Source organism: Telluria sp. LT2P34, from assembly GCF_059685915.1.
The window spans coordinates 21,883-38,235 of record NZ_JCASIN010000005.1 but is presented as its reverse complement, the minus strand read 5'-3'; the positions used below and the strand labels follow the sequence as shown (position 1 = coordinate 38,235).

Genomic DNA, 16,353 nt, shown 5'->3' with positions numbered 1-16,353 from the left:
CCCGAATATGAAAAAACCGCAGCCCGAGGGCTGCGGTTTTTTTCGTGCCGGTGAAGCGCCTTATTTCTTGGCGGCCGGCGCTTTCCTGGCCGCGGCCTTCTTTGCGGCCGGCTTTTTGGCGGCGGCTTTCGCCGCCGGCTTCTTCGCCACCTTGGCTGCCACGGCAACGCCCTCGCCGCCTTCGGCGTCGGCAAGCGCGCCGGCTTTCGGCTTGGCGCCGGGCTTGGCCTTGCGCTCCTCGAACTCGAAGCTGATCTTGCCATCCTTGGCGCGCACCAGGTAGGCCTTGAACGCGCGGCGCGTGCGCTGCGATACGAAGCCGGGCATCAGGTCGGTCTTGCCGTCGTTGAGCAGCTTGGCCATCTGCTCGGGCAGGATTTCCTGCTGCAGGATGATGCGCCCGCTGCGGAAATCGCAGGTCTTCGGCTTGGCCACGGTTTTCTCGCAGACATAGGCCAGGCCCATCTCGTAGACGCCGCCAAAGCATTTCGGGCAGGGCCCGAGCGCGGTCTGGCCGGTGAAGTCGACGCCCTCGCCGTCCTCGCCGCCTTCCTGGTCCTGGCCGAAATCGAATTCGAGCTTGAAGTTGCTGATGTCCTCGTCGCGCACGATGCGCAGGATCGCCGCGAACGGACGGCCCATCTTCGAGCGGAAGCCCTGCAGCGGACCGATGGTGCGTTTTTCGAGCAGCTCTTCGACCTCGTTGATCTCGAACTGGCGGCTGCCCGGCGTCTTGCTCATCGAGAAGTCGCACTTGGTGCAGGCGAAGCGGCGGTAGTTTTCCTTGACCACGGCGGCGCAGTTCGGGCACGGCGTCGTCAAGGTGGCGTAATCGCCGGGGATGGTGTCGTTGCTGTATTCCTTGGCGCGCTTGACGATGATCTGGGTCATCTGGGCAATCTCGCGCATGAACTCTTCGCGCGAAATCTTGCCCTTCTCCATCTGCGACAGCTTGTATTCCCATTCGCCCGTCAGTTCCGGCGCCGTCAGTTCGTTCACGCCGAGGCCGCGCAGCAAGGTCATCAGTTGCGATGCCTTGGCGGTCGGGATCAGTTCGCGGCCTTCGCGGATCAGGTATTTTTCGTTGAGCAGGCCCTCGATGATGGCCGCGCGCGTCGCCGGCGTGCCTAGGCCCTTGCCGGCCATCGCATCGCGCAGCTCGTCCGAGTCGAGCAGCTTGCCCGCGCCTTCCATGGCCGACAGCAAGGTCGCCTCGCTGTAGCGCGCAGGCGGTTTCGTCACCAGGGCATTCGCCGTGATTTTATCGGTGAGAACCTTCTCGCCCTTGGCCACCGGCACCAGGGTGGCGCCATCCTTGTCGTCGCCCGTGGTGTCCTTGCCGTAGACGGCCAGCCAGCCAGGGTTCGTCATGACCTTGCCTTCAGTCTTGAACTGGTGGCCCGACACTTCGGTGAAGCGGGTCGTGACCAGGAACTCGGCCGGCGGGAAGAAGACGGCGAGGAAACGGCGCGTGACCAGGTCGTACAGCTTCTGCTCGGGCTCGCTCAGATTTTTCGGGGCGACGCCGGTCGGGATGATCGCGAAGTGGTCCGAGATCTTGGTGTTGTCGAAGATGCGCTTGTTCGGCTTGACCCAGCCGTTCTTGCTGACCTGTTTCGCGAACTGGTTGTAGTTATTCGTGTCGGCCAGCGCCGTCATCGTTTCCTTGACGGTCTGGATGTAGTCTTCCGGCAGGTGGCGCGAATCGGTACGCGGGTAGGTCAGCACCTTGTGCTTTTCGTACAGGGCCTGGGCCAGGCCCAGCGTGTTCTTGGCCGAGAAGCCGAAGCGGCCGTTGGCCTCGCGCTGCAGGCTGGTGAGGTCGAACAGGGCCGGCGCCATCGAGGTGGTCGGCTTCGATTCCTCGGTGACCACGCCCTGCTTGCCGCGGCAGGCGGCGGCGATCGAATCGGCGGCCGTCTTGCTCCACAGGCGCTCGGCGCGCTTCTCGGGGTCGTTCTCGTCCTTCTTGAACTTCTGGTCGAGCCAGCGCCCTTCGTAGACGCCAGCGGCGCAGACGAATTCAGCGCGCACTTCCCAGTAATCGCGGGAGACGAACTTCTTGATCTTTTCTTCGCGCTCAACCACGATCGACAGGGTCGGCGTCTGCACGCGGCCGACGGTGGTCAGGTAGAAGCCGCCCTCTTTCGAATTGAAGGCCGTCATCGCACGGGTGCCGTTGATGCCGATCAGCCAGTCCGCTTCCGAGCGGCAGCGCGCGGCGTCGGCCAGCGGCAGCATTTCTTCATCGCTGCGCAACTGCTTGAAACCTTCCTTGATCGCGTTGGCCGTCATCGACTGCAGCCACAGGCGTTTCACCGGCTGTTTCGCTTTTGCATTCTGGGCGATCAGGCGGAAGATCAGTTCTCCTTCGCGGCCCGCGTCGCATGCGTTGATGAGGGCGGTGACGTCCTTGCGCTTGATCAGCTTGTTCAGCACTTTCAAGCGCGACTCGGTCTTTGCAATCGGATTCAGCGCGAAGTACGGCGGAATCATCGGCAGGTGCGTGAAACTCCATTTGCCGCGCTTGACATCGAATTCCTCGGGCACCGCGATTTCCAGCAGGTGGCCGACGGCCGACGACAGGACGTATTCGTCGTTTTCGAAATACTCATCGTGCTTGGTGAAGCCGCCGAGCGTCTTGGCGATGTCATTCGCGACGGAGGGCTTCTCGGCGATGATGAGGGTTTTGGTCATAAAGTTTCTCGTCGTACTTATATTAGGTGTTTGGCCTGCGCATCATACAGGCTCCGGGAGCGGACCGGTGTGCAGGGTCTCGTGTCTTAGTAGTAACAGTCCCGAATGAGCGGCCAATGATAAGCGCCTTATCGCGCTGTTCGCAAGTAGGCTCTGCACCTTTGCAACGCGGTGCGGCAACTATTCGGGGAAAGGATGAGCAAGCATGACCACACTGAAACACGCTGCCTGGGTTTGGACTGAGCGTGCCTGGCCCTGAAACGACACCTGCCGCATGAGCGGCAGGTAGTGGGAGAAATTCTTTAATGCAGGCAGCGTGGAATCTGTTCGTCGTCGGAGCCGAACAGGTCATCGAAGATGAGCGCGTCCGGTTCCTTGTTCTGGCTCCACATCAGCATCAGGATGATGATCTTGAGCTTGCTGAGGGTGACCGGCGACTCGTCGACCGCGAGCGCGCGTTCGATGACGATTTCGCGCTGCACCGGCGTGAGCAGCTTGGCGCTTTCGAGGAACTGGATGAACCCGATCGCGGCGCTGCCAAGCTCGTTGTACTCCTCGTCCACGTAATAACGGGTGCCGGTGGAGGCAGTCACGTCTGCCAGCTCTTCAGCGGCCATTTCGGTAAGACCTGTAAGCCAGTCGATGGCCTCGCAGATCTCGAAGTCGTCGAAGCCGACGGCGGAGAGCTTGCGTGCCAGGGCAGCCGGCTCGGGGCAGGCTTCAGGACGATAGTACGTCTCGTAGAGGTAGACCAGGATGTCGAACATAGTGACGCTACTGTAGCAGCTAAGCTCGCACTGGTACAAGCTTGCTGCATGCGTGCGCATCCGGCGAACGAATTCCGTCGTTTTTCGGCCTTATCGGTTCGTATAGGCTTGTAAGTAAGCTTCGATGTAACGTGCCTTTTCCACGCCCATGCACCCTGCATTTCCTGCTGTTAGCCCCAGACGCGCTGCACCTTTCCGCCCGGCAGGCGCTCGAGCATCCCGGCCAGTTCCAGCGCCAATAAACCCATGCTCAGCTGGCCGATGCTCATGCCGGTTTGCTCGAGCAAGGTGTCGACGTCGAAGGCATCGTGCCCTAGCTGTGCCAGCAATTGATTGCAGTCGGTTTCGGTCGGCAGCGGGGCAGCCGATGGCGCCGGCATGGGGGCCAAGGGCGAGATGCGCAGCGATTCGAGCACCTCGTCCACGGTTTCGACCAAGCGTGCACCGTCGCGTATGAGCTTGTGGCAACCCTTGGCCAGCGGCGCATGGATCGAGCCGGGCATGGCGAACACTTCCCTGCCCTGTTCGGCGGCAACACGGGCGGTGATCAAGGAGCCCGATTGCGCCGCCGCCTCGACCACCAGCACGCCGCTCGACAGGCCGCTGATGATGCGGTTGCGGCGCGGGAAATTGCCGGCCATGGGCGGCGTGCCCAGCGGGTATTCGCTGACGATGGCGCCGTCCGCCGCAATGCGTTCGGCCAGCATCCGGTTGCGCACCGGATACGACAGGTCGACGCCGGTGCCGACCACGGCAATCGTCGAACCTGGGCCGCGCAGCGCGCCTTCGTGCGCGGCCGCGTCGATCCCGAGCGCCAGGCCCGACACGATGCAGACGCCGCTGTGCGACAGGGCGGCGGCAAAGGCGGTGGCGTTGGACTTGCCCTGAACGGTGGCGTTGCGGCTGCCGACGATCGCCAGGCCCGGACGGGCGAGCAGCTCGGCCCGCCCTGTTATATGGAGCAGCAGCGGCGGGTCGGGAATGTTGGCGAGCGCTGCGGGGTAGGCGGGGTCGCCCAGCGCCAGCAACTGATGCCCGGCTTGCCCGGCCCAGGCCAGCGTGGCCTCGGCCAGACGCAGGATGTCGGACGCCGGCGGCGCGCACAGGCTGCGGGCAATGGCCGGCTTGACGTGTGCGGCGAGCGCCGCGTAGGGAGCCTGGAAGAGCGCGCGCGGCGAACCGAAGGCCGCCAGCAGCAGGCGGGCGGTGCGCGGCCCGACCCCGCTCGTCGCTTCCAGGCGCAGCCAGCCGGTGATGTCGTCGAGGGACATGGCGGCGCTGCGCATCGAGATCGGGGCCGTGTCCTGCACGGTGGGATTACTCCGGTGATTTTGCCACGTCGCCAACTTGCACCGGCGCCGTCACTTGCATGATCAGGCCGTAGGAAACGCGGCCGAACACGCGGAAAATGAACAGGGTGCCGTACTGCTCATCGGGAAGCTTCATCGTCGCGCCGCCGAATCCCATGAAACCCTTGCGTCCGCCCGGATCGGCCACCGTCTTCCCGAAATGATAGAGCTGCAGCACCGAGCCGACATCGAGTCCGTCAATCGAACCGCGGTTGACAGTCACGACCTGGCTCTGCCCGGCGTAGCTGACGCCCGAATAGATCGACATCACGCGCGCATCGATCGGCGTTTGCGGCGCATGCGGCACGTAATTGCGCACAGTCGGCGGGGGCGCCGGCAGCAGGCGGTCGCCCACGCCCATTTCGCGCACCGAGCTCGACACGGTAAAGGTATGCACGTCGACGCCGGGTGCGGCGGCTTTCACCAGCCTGACGCTGCCGAGGTAGGCGGCCTCATGGGCGAGCACCTTGCCGGTCTGGGGGTCCTTCAAGGGGCCGCCCGGGCGGAACACCTGGAATTCAGTCGCGCCCTGCAGGTCGCCGCGCACATACACGCGGTCGCCACTGCCCAGGTACAGATGCCCCTCTTCCGAAGCGGCGATGCGCGGCGCGCCGGCCAGGCCGTCCTCCTCGATCACGAGCGGCTGGGTCAGGTAGGGTTCGATGACGCCGACCGGAATGGCGTCGATCGCCTGGCGTTCCAGTCCTTCGCTGCGCACACCGGGCGACAGGCGCACCAGTGGCGCTTCGGCGGCGCCGTTGCCCGGACGCGTCAGGGACAGGCGGCCGCGCGCGCGGTCGAAGTAGATGACCTGGCCCGGATAGATCCAGTGCGGATTGCGGATTTCGGCGCGGTTCAGGCCCCAGACTTGCGGCCAGCACCACGGGTGCTTCAGGAAGACGCCGGAAATGTCCCACAAGGTATCGCGCTTGACGACAACGTGCTGGTCCGGGGCATTTGGCTTGAAGCTGCATTCGGCAGCCTGGACGGGGCCCGCCACGACACACGCAACGAGGGCCACGGCTGCAGCCCGGGTCGCGACTGTGCTAAAATTTTTCATTGAAGACGTCCGTAAAATGCGGCATTGACAAGACAATTGCAGGCTTCGCTCATCAATCCGGCCAGCCGCGGCGCAAGAGACAGCAGCTTGAAGTTTGATCTGAAGCCCCCTTCCCGCCCCTGGCGGATCAAAAGGTTGCCCAACTGAATCAAATTCTGCACACAAATCCTTGAACTGGCAAGACAAACCGCGTCCTGCTGGCGGGGCAATGTGTTGCATTCCTGCTCGTGGCACTGCCTGCCTTGTATTGGCAACAACGCTTGCTTCTATTCTTATATTGCTTGCTTCTATTCTTACACTGAACTATTACCGAACTCCGATATGGCCCTTCTGAAGATCCTGCGTTATCCCGATCCCCGCCTGCACAAGATTGCCCAGCCGGTGAGCGAATTCGGCGAGCGTCTTGCGACCCTGGTCGCGGACATGGCCGAGACCATGTACGACGCACCGGGCGTGGGCCTGGCGGCGACCCAGGTCGACGTGCACGAGCGCGTGGTCGTGATCGACACCAGCGAGACCAGCGACGCATTGCTGGTGTTCGTCAATCCCGAGATCACCTGGGCCAGCGACGAGAAGCAGGTCTACGATGAAGGCTGCCTGTCGGTGCCGGGCATCTACGACGGCGTCGAACGCCCGTCGCGCGTGAAGGTGCGCGCCCAGGACGTCAAGGGCGCCTTCTTCGAGCGCGAATGCGACGGCTTGCTCGCCGTCTGCATCCAGCACGAGATGGACCACCTGATGGGCAAGGTGTTTGTCGAATACCTGTCGCCCCTGAAGCGCAACCGCATCAAGGCCAAGCTGCAGAAGGAAGAGCGCGGGCTGGAACGGGAAGCGGCCCTGAAAGCGGCCGGCCGCCGTTATTAAAGGCGCGCCGATGAAAGTCGTTTTCGCCGGCACGCCGGAGTTCGCCGCCGCGGCCCTGCGCGCCATCCACGGAGCCGGCTTCGAGATCCCGCTGGTGCTGACCCAGCCTGATCGCCCGGCCGGGCGCGGCATGCAATTGCAGGCCTCCAGCGTCAAGGCGGCTGCGCTCGAGTACGGCATCGAGGTGCTGCAGCCGCTATCCTTGCGCACCGACAGCCCTGATGCGCAGCGTGCGCTCGAGGCCCGGGCCGCCCATGCGCGCCTGCAGGCGCTCGACTACGACGTGATGGTGGTGGCGGCCTATGGCCTGATCCTGCCGCGCAGCACGCTCGAGATCGCACCCTGCATCAATATCCACGGTTCACTGCTGCCACGCTGGCGTGGCGCCGCGCCGATCCACCGTGCAATCGAAAGCGGCGACCGCGAAACCGGGGTCACCATCATGGGCATGGAAGAAGGCCTCGATACCGGCCCGATGATGCTGATCGAACGCGTCGCCATCGAGGACCGTGATACCACCGGCAGCCTGCACGACAAGCTCGCGGCCCTGGGCGCGGCCATGATCGTGGAAGCCCTGCGGCGCATGGAAAAGAATGCCTTGCCGGCCACGCCGCAGCCCGAGGCGGGCGTGACCTACGCGGCCAAGATCAGCAAGGACGAAGCGAAGCTCGACTTCCGCCTGCCGGCCGAGGTGCTGTGGCGCAAGGTACGTGCCTTCAACCCCTTCCCCGGTGCGCAAGGCAGCGTGAACGGCACGGCGATCAAGATCTGGCAGGCCGAACCGGTCGAAGCCAGCGGCGTGCCGGGCCAGGTGCTGGCAGTCGACGGCGGCGGGATTGTCGTCGCCTGCGGCGAGGGTGCGCTACGCCTGCACCAGCTGCAAAAACCGGGCGGCAAGCGCCTGGCGGCGGCGGAATTCCTGAAAAGCTTCCCGCTGGCAGGAGTGAATTTCAGCTGAGCGTTTCATATAAATAACAATGCGCCCGATGGGCGCATTTTTGCTGGCAGCTGCAAGAACCCGACTTATTCGTCGACTGCTTCGGCGTCGCGCTGCGCTGCCATATGGTCGCGCAGGACCTGGTTGATGCGGGTCTGGTAACCTGGTCCGGCTGCCTTGAACCACTCCAGCATATCGACGTCGAGACGGATCGTCACGATTTGCTTGGCGCCCGCCACCTGGTATTTCGGCGCTGCTTCAGGCACGTGGCTGTGCAGTGCAGGCTGGTCCCAATCTGGCTCATATTCTTTATTCATGCTCATCCACCCTGTGTTGATTCGCGCCATTTTACTCTTGGCATGCGTTTATTGTCGCCGCTGTATGTATCCGCAACATTGCGAAAGCGGGGCGATTTGTAACGTCGTGTAACAATTAGATGCATAAACACATAACGATACAATCTGCCCGACGGCGCTGCCCAGCAGGGGCAATCCGCAGCATTGACGTATAATTTCAGACCGCCCCAAGCATGCTACGCGACCGCGCAAGGCCAGCAAGATCACTTCCTGAAAGCTACCGATGACTGCCCCGACCCCTACCCGCTCCCCGATCGAAACCCAGCTGCGCGAGATCCTGTCGCGCCGCATCATGGTGCTCGACGGTGCGATGGGCACGATCATCCAGCAATACAAACTCGACGAGGTGGCTTACCGGGGCGGTCCCGAGGGGCGCTTTATCGGCTTCGCCGCACCGGAAGACAGCGGCACGCGCGAGCTTTTCGTGAAGGGCAACAACGAGTTGCTGACCCTGACCCAGCCGCACATCATCCAGGAGATCCACGAGCGCTACCTCGCGGCCGGCGCCGACCTGATCGAGACTAACACCTTCGGCGCGACCGGCGTCGCGCAGGACGATTACCACATGGGCCACCTGGCCCGCGAGATGAACGTCCAGGCCGCCGGGCTGGCGCGCGCGGCTTGCGACAAATACAGTACGCCGGACAAACCGCGTTTCGTCGCCGGCGCCCTCGGCCCGACGCCGAAGACCGCCTCGATCTCGCCGGACGTGAACGACCCGGCCGCGCGCAACATCAGCTTCGATCAACTGGTCGACAGCTACCACGAGCAGGTGGAAGGCCTGGTCGAGGGCGGCGTCGACGTCCTGCTCGTCGAAACCATCTTCGACACCCTGAATTGCAAGGCGGCGCTGTTCGCGATCGACCGGTATTTCGACGCGCACCCCGCCACCCCGCGCAAACCGATCATGATTTCGGGGACCGTAACGGACGCTTCCGGGCGCATCCTGTCGGGCCAGACGGTTGCCGCTTTCTGGAATTCGGTGCGCCATGCGAAACCGCTGACGATCGGCCTGAATTGCGCGCTCGGTGCAGCGCTGATGCGTCCGTACGCCGAAGAGCTGTCGCAGATTGCCGATACCTTCGTCTGCATCTACCCGAACGCCGGCCTGCCCAATCCGATGAGCGACACCGGTTTCGACGAACTGCCGGCCGACACTTCCGCCCTGCTGCGCGAATTCGCCGACGCCGGTTTCGTCAACATCGCCGGCGGCTGCTGCGGCACCACGCCCGAGCATATCGAAGCGATATCGAAGCTGCTCTCGAGCGCCCGGCCGCGCGCCGTGCCGGAGGTGCCGGTCGCGCTGCGCCTGGCGGGCCTGGAGCCGTTCACGGTCGACGACGCCTCGCTGTTCGTCAACGTCGGCGAGCGCACCAACGTCACCGGCTCGAAAGCGTTTGCACGCATGATCCTCAACGAGCAGTTCGACGAGGCCTTGTCGGTGGCGCGCCAGCAGGTCGAGAACGGCGCCCAGGTCATCGACATCAACATGGACGAGGCGATGCTCGACTCGCAGGCGGCCATGACGCGCTTCCTGAACCTGATCGCCTCCGAGCCCGACATTTCGCGGGTGCCGATCATGATCGACTCCTCGAAATGGAGCGTCATCGAGGCCGGCCTGAAATGCGTGCAAGGCAAGGCCATCGTCAATTCGATTTCGCTGAAAGAAGGCGAAGAAGAATTCCTGCGCCAGGCGCGCCTGTGCCGCCGCTACGGCGCCGCCGTGATCGTGATGGCCTTCGACGAGCAGGGCCAGGCCGACACCTTTGCCCGCAAAACCGAGATCTGCAGGCGCGCCTACGACACCCTGGTGCAGCAGGTCGGCTTCCCGCCGGAAGACATCATCTTCGATCCGAACATCTTTGCGGTTGCCACCGGCATCGAAGAGCACAACAACTACGCGGTCGATTTCATCAACGCCACGCGCTGGATCCGCCAGAACCTGCCGCATGCGAAGGTGTCGGGCGGCGTGTCGAATGTGTCGTTCAGCTTCCGCGGCAACGACCCGGCGCGCGAAGCGATCCACACCGTGTTCCTGTACCACGCGATCCAGGCCGGCATGACGATGGGGATCGTCAACGCGGGCATGGTCGGCGTCTACGACGACCTGCCTGCGGAACTGCGCGAACGCGTCGAGGACGTGGTGCTGAACCGCCGCGACGACGCCACCGAGCGCATGATCGAGATTGCCGGCACCCTGAAGGCGGGCGCCGGCAAGCAGGAGCAGAACCTCGAGTGGCGCGACGGCCCGGTCGAGAAGCGCCTGGCGCATGCGCTGGTGCACGGCATCACGCAATGGATCATCGAGGACACCGAGGAAGCGCGCCAGAACGTGCTGAACGCGGGCGGGCGCCCGATCAATGTCATCGAAGGCCCGCTGATGGCCGGCATGGACATCGTCGGCGACCTGTTCGGCCAGGGCAAGATGTTCCTGCCGCAGGTCGTCAAATCGGCGCGCGTAATGAAGGGGGCCGTGGCCCACCTGATTCCCTTCATCGAAGAAGAAAAGGCGCGCGAAGAAGAACGGACCGGCGTCAGCGCCAAACCGAAGGGCAAGATCGTGATCGCCACCGTCAAGGGCGACGTCCACGACATCGGCAAGAACATCGTCTCGGTGGTCCTGCAATGTAATAACTTCGAGGTGGTCAACATGGGCGTGATGGTGCCCTGCTCCGAGATCCTCGCGAAAGCCAAGCTCGAAAACGCCGACATCGTCGGCCTGTCCGGCCTGATCACGCCCTCGCTGGAAGAAATGGCGCACGTCGCGAAAGAGATGCAGCGCGACCCCTGGTTCCGCGAGCGCGGCATTCCGCTCCTGATCGGCGGCGCCACCACCAGCCGCGCCCACACCGCCGTCAAGATCGCCCCGCACTACGACGGCCCGGTCGTGTATGTGCCGGACGCCTCGCGTTCGGTCTCGGTCGCGCAGTCGCTGCTGACACCGGAGACGCGCGAGCAGTACCTGGCCGACATCCGGCTCGACTATGCGCGCATCCGCGAACAGCACGCCAACAAGAAGGCGCTGCCGATGCTGGGCATCGAGGCCGCGCGCGCCAACAAGGCGAAGCTGGAATTTGCCCCGGTCAGGCCGAAGTTCATTGGCCGCCGCGAGTTCAAAAATGTCGACCTCGCCCTGCTGGCGCGCTACATCGACTGGGGACCCTTCTTCCAGACCTGGGACCTGGCCGGCCCCTACCCGGCGATCCTCTCGGACCCGGTCGTCGGCGAGGCGGCGTCGAAGGTGTTCGAGGAAGGCCAGGCGCTGCTGAAAAAGCTGATCGAGGGCCGCTGGCTGACGGCGAATGGCGCCATTGCGCTGCTGCCGGCCAACAGCGTGAACGACGACGACATCGAGATCTATACCGACGACACGCGCGACAAGCTCGCATTCACCTGGCACGGCCTGCGCCAGCAGGGCGTGAAGCCGGTCGTGGACGGCGTGCAGCGCCCGAACCAGTGCCTGGCCGATTTCATCGCGCCCAAAGTCTCCGGCGTGCCCGACTATATCGGCATGTTCGCCGTCACCGCGGGCCTGGGCATCGAGAAGCACGAGCAGCGCTTCGAAGCGGCGCACGACGATTACTCGTCGATCATGCTCAAAGCCCTGGCCGACCGCCTGGCCGAAGCCTTTGCCGAATACCTGCACGAGCGTGTCCGCACCGATTTGTGGGGTTATGCGGCCGCCGAAGACCTCGGCCCGCTCGAGCTGATCGCCGAACAATACGTCGGCATCCGTCCGGCGCCGGGCTATCCGGCCTGCCCCGAGCATACGGTCAAGGCGGACCTGTTTGCGGCGCTGCAGGCCGCCGACGTCGGCCTGCAGCTGACCGAATCGTATGCGATGTATCCGGGCGCGGCGGTATCGGGCTTCTATTTCGCCCATCCGGCATCGAAGTATTTCGTGGTGGGGAAAATCGGCGAGGACCAGCTGGCGGACATGGCGCGCCGCCGCGGCATGGACAAGGCCGAGCTGGAGCGGCACCTGGCGCCGAACCTGTCGTGAGGGATTGAACTTACGCAGTTTAGCGTTGCCTAAGTCCTTATCATGGCAACGCATCTTTCGACCAAGCGCTGGCAGGATGGCATCATCCTGCTGCTGGGCGTGTGGCTCTTCGTTTCGCCCTGGGTGATGGGCTATCCGAGCGACTCGCCGCCGGCGCTCAACGCCTTCATCGCCGGCGCCATCATCGCGATCCTCGCGATCTTCGACCTCTATAAAACCTATGTCTGGGCCGTGGTGGTAAACATCCTTGTCGGCGCCTGGGTGGCGGCCTCGCCCTGGGTAGTGGACGTCGTCGCGGACGGCGCGATGAGCATGAGCATGCTCATGGTCGGCCTTGCGACCATCGTGCTCGGACTATGGGAAATGCGCTCGGACCCCGACCTGCACCAGCAGTGGTCGGGCACGGCTTGAAGCGGCCGATGCACTACCGGGTGCGCTACAGGGCGTAGCGCACTACCTTGTCGCCCCATTCGAAGGCGGCCATTTCCAGTTCGACCAGGTCGTCGCCGCTGTCGGCCAGTTCGTGCAGCGCCGGCAGCACCGGACCCGCGCCGTCTTCCATCTGTTCGAAGGATTCCGCCAGGCGCAGCAGCTCGCCGAAAAAACCGGACCGGCGCAGCAGCGCATTCGTCACTTCGTCGCTGACCGGGATCTGTTCGACCAGGTCGGCCATCGGCACGCAGAACAGCGTGTCCATCAGCGACATGATGCCGACCGTGAAGGCGATGTCGGCGACACGCGGCTGGCCCGGGCGCAGGCGCTGGGCCAGCAGCTCCATCAGGCGTGCACGGGTACTGGCCAGCATCAGCAGCGGCGAGTGGGCATGGCCGCGTGCATGGCCCTGCGACTGGGGCTCGGCATACAGCATGATCTGCAGCCAGCGCTGCAACTGGCGCCGGCCCAGCACGAGCAGGGCCTGGGCGATCGAATCGACGCGCTGGCGCAGGCCGGCGGCCGGGGTATTCACGATGCGCAGCAGGTTGATCGACAGCGTCACGTCGCGCTTGACGGCGCGCTCGACGTCGCGGTTGTCGGCGTCGGAACTCACCAGCGTCAACAGGTCGACCACCGCCATTTGCGAGGGCGACAGCTTGCGCCCGGCGATGATCGATGGCTTGGCAAAATAAAAGCCCTGGAAATAATCGAAGCCGAGGTCGAGACAGGTCTTGTACTCGGCCTGGCTTTCAACCTTCTCGGCGATCAGGAATTTACCGGTTCCCCGCAAGCGGGGAACCAGGCCTAACATCGTCACCACCGGCATCGTGCGCAGGTCGACCTTGACGAAGTCGAGCAGCGGCAGCAGGCGTCCGAGGCGCTCGCCGTGGGCGCCCGCTTCGGCGGCGAAGCGGAAACCGTGGCCCGACAGCTCGGCCAGGCGCCACAGCACCTGCTCGCTGGCCTCGACCGTGCCGACCAGCTCAATCACGGTGCGCTCGCGCGGCAGGAAGGAGAAGATATCGCTCATCAACACTTCGGTGTCGACGTTCAGGAAGGCGGTGGCGTCGCCGACCGCGCGCGACAAACCGAGCTGCGCCGCGTGGGCAATCACGTCCGCCGTGGCGCCGATGCCGCTGTCGAACTCGGCCGCATTCTTCTGGGTATTACGGAACAGCAGTTCGTAGCCAAACAGCGCCTGGTTGCGGTCGAGTACCGGCTGGCGCGCCAGGTAGAAGTTACGCAGTTGCAGTGGCTGGGATGGCTGGTCAAGGCTGGCGCTATTGGTCATCGCTGTCCCGTAGTCGGAGTGAAGCCGCCACTCTACCGCATTCCCGACAGTTAGTGGCCTACCGGCATCATTTAGAAGAAAATAAACGACCTGGCGTCAACAACCTGCTGAAACCGGCGCGCCATCGACAAACAACATCAACTCGCCGGGCGCGAACTCGATCCAGGTCTCGTTCGTCGTCAGGGGTTCGGTCACGATGATGGCGACTCGGTCGTTCGGGGTGGTGACCTGCGAAAAGTCGACCGACAAGTCTTCGTCGGACAGGCTGGCAGCGGCAAACGGGTATTGGCGCACTACGTAGCAGAGCTTGGTGGAGCAATGCGCGAACAGGGCCGTACCGTCGGACAGCATCATGTTGAAGGTGCCGTAAGCCGAGACAGCCTGCACCAGTTCCGCGAGGGCCGCGCGCAGGGCCGGGATGGCGGGCGGCGCGTCGCCGAAGCGGCGGCGCAATTCCTGCAGCAGGAAGCAGAAGGCGGTTTCGCTGTCGGTATTGCCGACCGGGCGGAAAGCGCCGTCGAGTTGCGGCTGGAACTCCTTCAGGTCGCCGTTGTGGGCGAACACCCAGTAGCGTCCCCACAATTCGCGCACGAAGGGATGGCAGTTTTCGAGCGCCACCTGGCCTTGCGTGGCCTTGCGGATATGGGCGATGACGTTGGTGGACTTGATAGGGTAACGCTTGATCAGTTCGGCGATGGGCGAGACGATCGCGGCCTGGTGGTCGACGAAATGACGCACGCCGGCGCCTTCGAAAAATGCGATGCCCCAGCCGTCGTGATGGGTGTCGGTACGGCCGCCGCGGTGGGCGAAGCCGGTGAAGGAAAAGACAATGTCGGTCGGGACATTGCAGTTCATTGCAAGAAGTTGGCACATGGCAGGCAGCTTACCATGTCGACCGGATTGCACGGGATGGGGAGGAGGTCCAGGGCGAACGCGGCGCCAGCGGGTGCCGGTGCCTGCATTCAGTTGTCGTCCCTGGCCGTCTGTGTCGTGATGTTCCGCTTGAGTGCGCCCGCACGGAGCGAGCGCGGTGGGCTTAGTGCAGCACCACCGGCTGGTTCATCATCGTGTCGTAGGAGCCGAGGAAATCGTCGATTTCTTCCATGGTCGGCTCGCTGGCAATGAGATTGTTGACGTCGCGGCGGAACGATTGCGCCAGTTTGCCGCCAATGAACGCTTCGCGCCGGCCGGCCTTGTCGACGATTTCGTAGCCACCGAAGCGCAGGGCCTCGAGGTCGCGATCGACGCCAAATTCGACGACGCTATACTGTTCGCTGTTGTAGATCATGTTCATGGTGACTCCTTCTCTTGATCAAGTGTTGCACCAGCTGCGCGGCGGCGGGCGGCTGGTGTCGACTTCAGTTCAGAGGTGGGGCTTGCGTGACCGATTTCAAGTAGCGAGGTCAGGCATAAGAGCCAACAGCTGATCGTATGGCGTGCTGCTCAACCATGATCGCAACTGGTCCAGGTGCACCGTGCCCGCGACGCCGATGAAAAGACGTGAGGGCCGCTGACGCAGCAGACGATTTAATGTAACACGCATCACCAGATTTCCTGCGCAGCACAAGCATCCGGGAGCGATGCGCGAGATCATGAGTTTGTCGGAATTTTCCAGTAGGAGCTTGCCATCCGGAAGACCCTCGAGGATCACGCCAACAGCGTCCTCACGGGGCGTAGAGGAAGCATCCGCAGCAGCGATGGCGGCCGCAATCGCCGCTTCGCGGGCGCTCGCGCTGGCGCCCGTGACCAGCACCGTAGGAATCGGATGACGCAAAGAGAAGCCGGATGAGAAAGGATTTGCCCACCCGTTCGCTGGCGACCGGGTGGCTTGAAGCGAGGGTGTCAGCCGCCGCGCTTGCCGAGCTTGCCCGGTTCGACGCCGAGCTGCTTGAGCTTGCGGTACAGGTGGGTGCGCTCGAGGCCGGTCTTTTCGGCCACGCGCGTCATGCTGCCGCCTTCGCGGCCCAGGTGGTGCTCGAAATACATGCGCTCGAAAGCGTCGCGCGCTTCGCGCAGCGGCAGGTCGAAGGACAAGGTATAGCCCTGGGTTTCGCCGTGGCCGGTCACGCCCACGCGTGCGCCATTGAGCGGCGCCGGCATCGGCTGGGCCGCGTACATCGGGCTCGAGACGGGCGGCGCTTCCACCATCGGCGGCGGCATGCTTGGCCGCGGCGGCGGGCTCGGTGCGCGCGCCACTTCCTGGGCGCGCGTCAGACCCTGCTGCACGGCTTTCAGCAGTTTTTGCAGGGCGATCGGCTTTTCGAGGAAATTCAGGGCGCCAATGCGGGTCGCCTCGACGGCGGTATCGATGGTGGCGTGTCCCGACATCATGATCACGGGCATGGTCAGCATGCCGTCGCGCTGCCATTCCTTGAGCAGGGTGACGCCGTCGGTGTCCGGCATCCAGATATCGAGCAGCACCAGATCCGGTGCGCCGGCTGCGCGCGCTTCGCGTGCCTGCTGCGCGTTTTCCGCCAGCGTGATTGCGTGGCCTTCGTCTCCCAAAATTTCCGAGAGCAGCTCGCGGATGCCCATTTCATCATCGACTACGAGTATGTTCGCCATCTTTTGCCTTCCGTCTCCGCCTGACTTAA

At 63.9% G+C, this 16,353-nt stretch carries 14 protein-coding genes; 4 read left to right on the top strand and 10 right to left on the bottom strand.

The annotated features are described in order from the left end of the window. Nucleotides 1–60 precede the first annotated feature (60 nt). The 4 genes from AC56KZ_RS14515 to AC56KZ_RS14500 all read right to left on the bottom strand — a co-directional run bounded on the left by AC56KZ_RS14515 (nucleotide 61) and on the right by AC56KZ_RS14500 (nucleotide 5,873). Nucleotides 61–2,697: a DNA topoisomerase III gene (locus tag AC56KZ_RS14515; RefSeq protein WP_497162887.1), complete on the bottom strand. Its 2,637-nt coding sequence runs from the start codon at nucleotides 2,695–2,697 to the stop codon at nucleotides 61–63. Between the two features lie 302 nt (nucleotides 2,698–2,999). Then, nucleotides 3,000–3,464 (bottom strand): Smg family protein, encoded by a 465-nt coding sequence (locus tag AC56KZ_RS14510; protein ID WP_497162886.1) that lies wholly within the window; start codon nucleotides 3,462–3,464, stop codon nucleotides 3,000–3,002. A 170-nt stretch (nucleotides 3,465–3,634) separates the two neighbouring features. Further along, nucleotides 3,635–4,774 (bottom strand): DNA-processing protein DprA, encoded by a 1,140-nt coding sequence (dprA, locus tag AC56KZ_RS14505; protein WP_497162885.1) that lies wholly within the window; start codon nucleotides 4,772–4,774, stop codon nucleotides 3,635–3,637. 7 nt (nucleotides 4,775–4,781) lie between these two features. Beyond that, on the bottom strand, nucleotides 4,782–5,873 hold the full coding sequence (locus AC56KZ_RS14500) for a LysM peptidoglycan-binding domain-containing protein (RefSeq protein ID WP_497162884.1): 1,092 nt from the start codon (nucleotides 5,871–5,873) through the stop codon (nucleotides 4,782–4,784). A 321-nt stretch (nucleotides 5,874–6,194) separates the two neighbouring features. Between AC56KZ_RS14500 and def the strand changes: the two genes are divergently transcribed. Together def and fmt are read left to right on the top strand one after the other, a co-directional pair. Further along, nucleotides 6,195–6,737, top strand: a complete 543-nt coding sequence (gene def, locus AC56KZ_RS14495; RefSeq protein ID WP_497162883.1) for a peptide deformylase — start codon at nucleotides 6,195–6,197, stop codon at nucleotides 6,735–6,737. A gap of 10 nt (nucleotides 6,738–6,747) precedes the next feature. Beyond that, nucleotides 6,748–7,695 carry a methionyl-tRNA formyltransferase gene (fmt, locus tag AC56KZ_RS14490; RefSeq protein WP_497162882.1) on the top strand — a complete coding sequence of 316 codons (948 nt, stop codon included), beginning with the start codon at nucleotides 6,748–6,750 and terminating at the stop codon, nucleotides 7,693–7,695. 65 nt (nucleotides 7,696–7,760) lie between these two features. Here fmt and AC56KZ_RS14485 read toward each other — a convergent pair whose 3' ends face one another. Then, a complete protein-coding gene (locus tag AC56KZ_RS14485; RefSeq protein WP_497162881.1) occupies nucleotides 7,761–7,991 on the bottom strand; it encodes a BrnA antitoxin family protein in 231 nt (76 codons plus the stop codon). Between the two features lie 262 nt (nucleotides 7,992–8,253). Between AC56KZ_RS14485 and metH the strand changes: the two genes are divergently transcribed. Together metH and AC56KZ_RS14475 are read left to right on the top strand one after the other, a co-directional pair. Then, nucleotides 8,254–12,033, top strand: a complete 3,780-nt coding sequence (metH, locus tag AC56KZ_RS14480; protein ID WP_497162880.1) for a methionine synthase — start codon at nucleotides 8,254–8,256, stop codon at nucleotides 12,031–12,033. Nucleotides 12,034–12,075: 42 nt separating this feature from the next. Further along, nucleotides 12,076–12,444, top strand: a complete 369-nt coding sequence (locus AC56KZ_RS14475) for an SPW repeat protein (protein WP_497162879.1) — start codon at nucleotides 12,076–12,078, stop codon at nucleotides 12,442–12,444. A 25-nt stretch (nucleotides 12,445–12,469) separates the two neighbouring features. Here AC56KZ_RS14475 and AC56KZ_RS14470 read toward each other — a convergent pair whose 3' ends face one another. The 5 genes from AC56KZ_RS14470 to AC56KZ_RS14450 all read right to left on the bottom strand — a co-directional run bounded on the left by AC56KZ_RS14470 (nucleotide 12,470) and on the right by AC56KZ_RS14450 (nucleotide 16,324). After that, nucleotides 12,470–13,759 carry an EAL and HDOD domain-containing protein gene (locus AC56KZ_RS14470; RefSeq protein ID WP_497162878.1) on the bottom strand — a complete coding sequence of 430 codons (1,290 nt, stop codon included), beginning with the start codon at nucleotides 13,757–13,759 and terminating at the stop codon, nucleotides 12,470–12,472. A gap of 96 nt (nucleotides 13,760–13,855) precedes the next feature. Continuing rightward, a complete protein-coding gene (locus AC56KZ_RS14465) occupies nucleotides 13,856–14,632 on the bottom strand; it encodes a class II glutamine amidotransferase (protein ID WP_497162877.1) in 777 nt (258 codons plus the stop codon). 163 nt (nucleotides 14,633–14,795) lie between these two features. Continuing rightward, entirely contained in the window at nucleotides 14,796–15,053 is a 258-nt protein-coding gene (locus tag AC56KZ_RS14460) for a BTH_I0359 family protein (RefSeq protein ID WP_192053224.1), read from the bottom strand. Between the two features lie 96 nt (nucleotides 15,054–15,149). After that, nucleotides 15,150–15,533 carry a GTP-binding protein gene (locus AC56KZ_RS14455; RefSeq protein ID WP_497162876.1) on the bottom strand — a complete coding sequence of 128 codons (384 nt, stop codon included), beginning with the start codon at nucleotides 15,531–15,533 and terminating at the stop codon, nucleotides 15,150–15,152. 68 nt (nucleotides 15,534–15,601) lie between these two features. Beyond that, nucleotides 15,602–16,324: a response regulator gene (locus AC56KZ_RS14450; protein ID WP_497162875.1), complete on the bottom strand. Its 723-nt coding sequence runs from the start codon at nucleotides 16,322–16,324 to the stop codon at nucleotides 15,602–15,604. Nucleotides 16,325–16,353: the final 29 nt, after the last annotated feature.